The organism is Streptomyces sp. URMC 127 (genome assembly GCF_051386535.1).
Lineage (GTDB): Bacteria > Actinomycetota > Actinomycetes > Streptomycetales > Streptomycetaceae > Streptomyces.
Map to the genome: position 1 here is coordinate 47,676 of NZ_JBPQTW010000027.1, position 6,484 is coordinate 54,159.

Below are 6,484 nucleotides of genomic sequence, written 5' to 3' on the forward strand. Positions count from 1 at the left end.
GGGGCGTCTGCCGTCGCTGCCATACCAGAGAGCCTAGTAAGCCCCATTTGTCAGGGAAAGCGCTTCCGGGCGGGTGTCCGCGCCGGCGTCCGCCGCGGCCTCGCGCTCCAGCATCCGCCGGAACGGCCCCTCCACGCCCGCCAGCGCCCCGTACGGGCCCCGCTGGACCGTTCGCCCCCCGTCCAGCACGATCACCTCGTCGACCGCCTCCAGGCCTGTCAGCCGGTGCGTGATGAGCACGGTCGTACGGCCCTCGGTGGCGGCCAGCAGGTCGGCGGTCAGCGCGTCCGCGGTCGGCAGGTCGAGGTGCTCGGCCGGCTCGTCGAGCACCAGCACGGGGAAGTCCGCGAGCAGCGCCCGGGCGAGCGCCAGCCGCTGCCGCTGCCCGCCGGAAAGCCGCGCCCCGTGCTCGCCGACCAGCGTGTCCAGCCCCCGCGGGAGGCCGTCGACCCACTCCAGGAGCCGCGCCGACCGCAGGGCCTCGCGCAGATCCGCCTCACTCGCGTCCGGGCGGGCAAGGCGCAGGTTCTCGCGCAGGGAGCTGTCGAAGATGTGTGCGTCCTGCGCGCACAGCCCCACCGTCCGGCGCACCGCTTCGCCCGCCATGGCCGCCGCGTCCTTCCCGGCAAGGGTGTACGCACCGGACTGCGCGTCCAGGAAGCGCAGCAGCACCTGTGCGAGCGTCGTCTTGCCCGCCCCGGAACGGCCCACGACGGCCACTCTGCGGCCCGCTCCGAGCTCCAGGCCGAAGTCCTCCAAGGCGGGGGCGGACTGCCCCGGGTAGCGCGCTGTCAGGCCGTCCAGCCGCAAAGGCAAGGGCGCCGCGGGCGCCTCCGCCGTCCCTTCCCGTACGGGCACAGGGGCGTCCAGCACCTCGTACACACGCTCCGCGGAGCGCCGTACGCGCTGCCGGTACTGCACCGCGAGCGGGAGCCCCGCCACCGCCTCGAAGGCGGTCAGCGGAGTGAGCACCACGACGGCCAGCCAGAGGCCCTCCAGCCGGCCCTCGTGCACGGCCGTCACTCCCGTCCAGGCGGCAGCGGCCACCGTCAGCCCGCACGCGAGGGCGGAGAGTCCCGAACCGAGCGCCGTGGCCGCCGCGGCCCGCCGGGCGATTGCGGTCAGCCGGCCGTCGGCCGCCCGCAGCCCGGCCAGCCGCTCCGGCAGCGCACCGGCGACGGTCAACTCGTCCGTACCGCCGAGGACATCGACCACCTTGACGGACAACTCGCCCCGTGCAGGGGCGGACTGCCGCTCCGCACGCCGGGCGACCGCTCCGGAAAGCAGCGGTACGGCCACCCCGGCGACCAGCAGCCCGAGGGCGAGCACGAGACCGGCCTCCGGGAGCAGCCAGGCCGTGAAGCCGACGGTCGCGCCGCCCACGAGGACAGCCGAGCCGAGCGGCAGCAGCCAGCGCAGGAAGTAGTCCTGCAGGGCGTCCACGTCCGCCACGAGCCGGGACAGCAGGTCGCCCCGGTGGCTGTCGCGCAGCCCCGCGGGCGCCAGCCGCTCCAGCCGCCGGTACACGCCCACGCGCAGGCCCGCCAGGGCCCGCAGGACGGCGTCGTGGGAGACCAGGCGCTCGGCGTAGCGGAAGACGGCACGGCCGATGCCGAACGCGCGGGTCGCGGTGACGGCGACCATCAGGTAGAGCACGGGCGGCTGCTGCGAGGCGCGCGAGATGAGCCAGCCGGACACGGCCATCAGCCCCACGGCACTGCCAAGGGCCAGGGCGCCCAGCAGCAGCGCCAGCGCGAACCGCGCCCGCAGGGGGCGCCCGGCGGCACGCACGCGCCCCAGAACGCGGGGAGCCCGCGGGGCCCGGGCGATGCCCGTGGACTCTGCGTCGCACGCAGCGTGCGAGCTGCGCGGGTCTTCCGGCGCCCCCGGGGCGCGGAGCCCCGGGTCACCGGCCCGCTGCCCGGCCGGCAGACAAACCAGCTTCCGGACCGGGAGCCGGAGCGGACGCCGGACCGGCCAGCCGCACCGTCCGGTCGGCCACGGCGAGCAGCGCCGGCCGGTGCACGACCATGATCACGGTGCGCCCGGCGGCCAGTCGCCGGACCGCCTCGACGACCGAGGCCTCGGTCTCGCCGTCCAGGTTCGCCGTCGGCTCGTCCAGCAGCAGGACCGGCCGGTCGGCGAGGAACGCCCGTGCCAGAGCCAGGCGTTGGCGCTGCCCGGCGGAGAGCCCCGCTCCGTTCTCGCCGAGCCGGGTGTCAGTGCCGTGGTGCAGCATGGACACGAAGTCGAGCGCACCAGCGGCGCGCAGTGCTTCCCGCACCTGTGCGTCCGTGGCGCCGGGCCGTGCCAGCCGTACGTTCTCGGCGACCGTCCCGGCGAAGAGACGGGGCCGTTGCGGGACCCAGGCGACCTGGTCCCGCCAGCTTTCGGGGGAGAGCGATGCCAGATCCGTACCGCCCACGAGCACCCGGCCTGCGGCCGGGCGGGCGAAGCCGAGCAGCACGTTCAGCAGGGTGGTCTTGCCGGAGCCGCTCGGGCCCACGAGCGCGACCGTCTCCCCGGCCCGGACCTCGAACGACGTCTCGGGCAAGGAGGGTTCGTCCCTGCCCTCGTGGCGCACCACCAGCCGGTCGACGGTCAGCGCCGCCTGCCGGGCGTCGGGGGCCGGGGCCGTCCCCGCCGGCGCCGGCTCGGTCTCCAGGACGGCGAAGACCTCGTCGGCGGCCGCCAGGCCCTCGGCCGCCGCGTGGTACTGCGCGCCCACCTGCCGCAGCGGCAGATAGGCCTCCGGCGCGAGCACCAGCACCATCAGCCCGGTGTACAGGTCGAGTTCACCGTGCACCAGCCGCATCCCGATGCCCACGGCGACGAGCGCCACCGACACGGTCGCGAGCAGTTCGAGCGCGAAGGAGGAGAGGAAGGCGATGCGCAGGGTCCGCAGTGTGGCCCGCCGGTAGTCGGCGGTGATCGCCCGGATCGACTCGGCCTGCGCCTTGGCCCGGCCGAAGACCTTGAGCGTCGGCAGCCCGGCGACGACGTCGAGGAAGTGCCCGGACAGCCGTGACAGCAGCCGCCACTGGCGGTCCATCCGCGACCGGGTGGCCCAGCCGATGAGGACCATGAAGAGGGGGATGAGCGGCAGTGTGAGGACGATGATCAGCGCGGAGAGCCAGTCCGCGGAGACGATGCGGGCGAGCACGGCGACGGGGACGACGACCGCGAGGCCCAGCTGGGGCAGGTAGCGGGCGAAGTAGTCGTCGAGCGCGTCGACGCCCCGGGTGGCGAGCGTCGTGAGTTCGCCGGTCCTGCGCGCGTCCAGCCAGCCGGGGCCGAGCCGGGTGGCCCGGGTCAGCAGGCGGTCCCGCAGCTCGGACTTGACCGCCGCGCTCGCGCGGTGCGCGGCGAGTTCGGTCAGCCAGGACACGGCGGCGCGCCCGGCGGCCACGGCGGCCAGCAGCACCAGCGGCGTGCCGAGGTCGCTCGCGGTCCGTCCGTGCTGGAAGGCGCCGGTGACGATCTCCGCGACGAGCATCGCCTGGGCGATGACGAGGCCGGCCCCCGCCAGCCCCAGCGCGACGGAGGCGGCCAGGAAAAAGCGGGTCGCCGTGGCGTACTTGAGCAGTCGGGGGTCGACGGGCTTCATCGCGGACTTCCTCCGTCCGTCGTCGCGGGTGGTCCCGGCGCCCTAGTGGGCGGCGGGCGCCGGGATGTGCTGCGTGCCGATCCGCTTGCGGAAGACCCAGTACGTCCACGCCTGGTAGCCGATGATCAGGGGCGTCATCGGCACCGCGACCCAGGTCATGATCTTCAGCGTGTACGGGCTGGAGGCGGCGCCGGCGACGGTCAGGCTCCAGGCCGGGTTCGACGAGGAGGGCATGACGTCCGGGAAGAGCGCGAGGAAGACCAGCGCGAAGGCCGCGACGACCGCCGCGCCGGAGCAGGCGAAGGCCCAGCCCTCGCGCCCGTAGTGGTTCATGACCAGCGCGGCGGCCAGCGCCGCCACGGAGACGATCAGCGCGGGCAGGCTGCGCCCGTTGCCGGACTGCACCTGCGTCCAGCCGAGGAAGGCCACGGCGAGCACGCCCGAGGTCATCCCCAGCACGGTGGCCCGGGAGCGGGCCCGCTCGCGGATGTCGCCCACCGTCTTCAGCGCCGCGAAGACCGCGCCGTGAAAGGTGAACAGCACGAGGGTCAGGAGGCCGCCCAGGAGCGCGTACGGACCGAAGAGGCCGGAAAGGCTGCCGGTGAAGTTCTTGTCCGGCCCGATCGGCACGCCGCGGACGATGTTCGCGAAGACGACGCCCCACAGGAAGGCCGGCAGCAGCGAGCACCAGAAGATCGCGTGCTCCCAGTTGCGCTGCCAGCGCTCACCGGGGCGCTTGTGGCGGTACTCGAAGGCGACGCCGCGCACGATCAGGCAGACCAGGATGGCCAGGAGCAGGAGGTAGAAGCCGCTGAACAGGGTCGCGTACCAGTCGGGGAACGCCGCGAAGGTCGCACCGGCCGCGGTGATCAGCCAGACCTCGTTGCCGTCCCAGACCGGGCCGATCGTGTTGATCAGCACCCGGCGCTCGGTGCGGTCCCGGGCCAGCAGCTTGGTCAGCACTCCGATGCCGAAATCGAATCCCTCGAGGAAGAAGTAGCCGGTCCACAGGACGGCGATCAGCAGGAACCAGAAGTCGTGGAGGTGCATGGTCGGTTCTCCGTTCCGTTCCGCCGCGTCAGTAGGCGAAGGTCATCGGCTGGTCGGCGTCCTCGGCGCGCTCACCCGCGCCGCCGGACGGCAGCCGCAGCCGGGGGTCCTTCGCGGGCGGCTTCTCGTCGGTGTCCGGTCCGGCCTTGCCGTACTTCACGAGCAGCCTGACCTCGACCACGGCCAGCACCCCGTACAGCAGGGTGAAGACGCCCATGGAGGTGAGCACCTCGGCCTGGCTGACGCCGGGCGACACCGCGTCGGCGGTCTTCATCAGGCCGTAGACGCCCCAGGGCTGGCGGCCCATCTCGGTGAAGATCCAGCCGAAGGAGTTGGCGATCAGCGGGAAGCCCATGGTGAGGATGCCGATCCGCCACGACCAGGTGGTGAAGAACGGGCTCATCTCGCGGTTCTTCGTCAGCATCAGGCGCGGGACCTCGTTCTCGCCCGTGCGGTACTCGGGCGCGAGCCAGAACTTCTTGCGGGTGGTCCACAGCCCGATCAGCGCGGCGACGAAGGAGGTCATCCCGAAGCCGATCATGAGCCGGAAGCCCCAGAAGGTCATGAAGATGCTGGGGATGTAGTCCTCCGGCTTGCCGCCGTACTGGGCGGCCTCGCGGGCGGCGATGTCGTTGATGCCGGGGACGGCCTCGGAGAAGTTGTTGTGGGCGAGGAAGGAGAGCAGGCCCGGGATCTCTATCTCGACGCTGTTGTGGCCCTTGGAGACGTCGCCGACCGCGAAGACCGAGAACGGTGCCGGCGCCTTGGTCTCCCACAGCGCCTCGGCCGCGGCCATCTTCATCGGCTGCTGCTCGAACATCACCTTGCCGAGCTCGTCGCCGCTGATCGCGGTGCCCAATCCGGCGATCACCGCGACGACCAGGCCGGTGCGCAGCGAGGCCCGCATGGCGCCGATCTGGTTGCGCTGCTTCTCGCCGGGCTCCTCGCCGCGCAGCTGCTTGCGCTTGGCGCGCCAGAGGTGGAAGGAGGCGATGCCGACGATGAAGGCGCCGCCGGTGAGGAAGGCCGCGGTGAGGGTGTGGAAGACGACGACGAGCGTGGTGTTCTGGGTGAGCACGGCCCAGATGTCGGTCAGGTGCGCCTTGCCGGTCGCCTTGTCGACGGCGTAGCCGACGGGGTGCTGCATCCAGGAGTTCGCGGCCAGGATGAAGTACGAGGACAGCAGCGTGCCGACGGCGACGATCCAGATGCACGCGCAGTGGATCTTCTTCGGCAGCTTGTCCCAGCCGAAGATCCACAGGCCGATGAAGGTCGACTCGAAGAAGAAGGCGAGCAGGGCCTCCATCGCGAGCGGGGCGCCGAAGACGTCACCGACGAAGCGCGAGTAGTCCGACCAGTTCATGCCGAACTGGAACTCCTGCACGATGCCCGTGACCACGCCCATCGCGATGTTGATCAGGAAGAGCTTTCCCCAGAACTTCGTCGCGTGGAAGTACTTGTCCTTGCCCGTGCGGACCCAGGCGGTCTCCAGCCCGGCAGTGATCGCGGCGAGGCTGATCGTGAGCGGGACGAAGAGAAAGTGGTAGACGGTCGTGATGCCGAACTGCCAGCGGGCCAGCGTCTCAGGAGCCAAAGCCAGATTCACTCGGTCTCTCCTTGCCTCTCGCATCGCCGGCACCACAGGTCACCGGCGTTATGCACCTGTATGCCCCAGGTAAACCCGGGCAATAGGGTGCGCTTGTGAACGCGTTCACATTCACAAGCATTATGACGCACCACCTTTTCGGACAACTCAGGGGGGTACCCCCTTCGGCCCTAGCCCGGCGGGCCCGGGCGGCCTCCCCATCCCCGGGCTCCGCCCCGGCC

Annotated in this window: 3 protein-coding genes and 1 pseudogene; all 4 read right to left on the bottom strand. The window is 72.1% G+C overall.

Going from position 1 to position 6,484, the window contains the following annotated elements:
* Positions 1-33 precede the first annotated feature (33 nt).
* Positions 34-1,803: pseudogene (gene cydC / locus ACSNOH_RS09550) on the bottom strand (thiol reductant ABC exporter subunit CydC); the annotation flags it as partial.
* Between the two features lie 103 nt (positions 1,804-1,906).
* On the bottom strand, positions 1,907-3,607 hold the full coding sequence (gene cydD, locus ACSNOH_RS09555) for a thiol reductant ABC exporter subunit CydD (protein WP_436720809.1): 1,701 nt from the start codon (positions 3,605-3,607) through the stop codon (positions 1,907-1,909).
* Positions 3,608-3,649: 42 nt separating this feature from the next.
* A complete protein-coding gene (gene cydB / locus ACSNOH_RS09560) occupies positions 3,650-4,657 on the bottom strand; it encodes a cytochrome d ubiquinol oxidase subunit II (RefSeq protein WP_436720810.1) in 1,008 nt (335 codons plus the stop codon).
* A gap of 28 nt (positions 4,658-4,685) precedes the next feature.
* Positions 4,686-6,263 (bottom strand): cytochrome ubiquinol oxidase subunit I, encoded by a 1,578-nt coding sequence (locus tag ACSNOH_RS09565; protein ID WP_436720811.1) that lies wholly within the window; start codon positions 6,261-6,263, stop codon positions 4,686-4,688.
* Positions 6,264-6,484 lie beyond the last annotated feature (221 nt).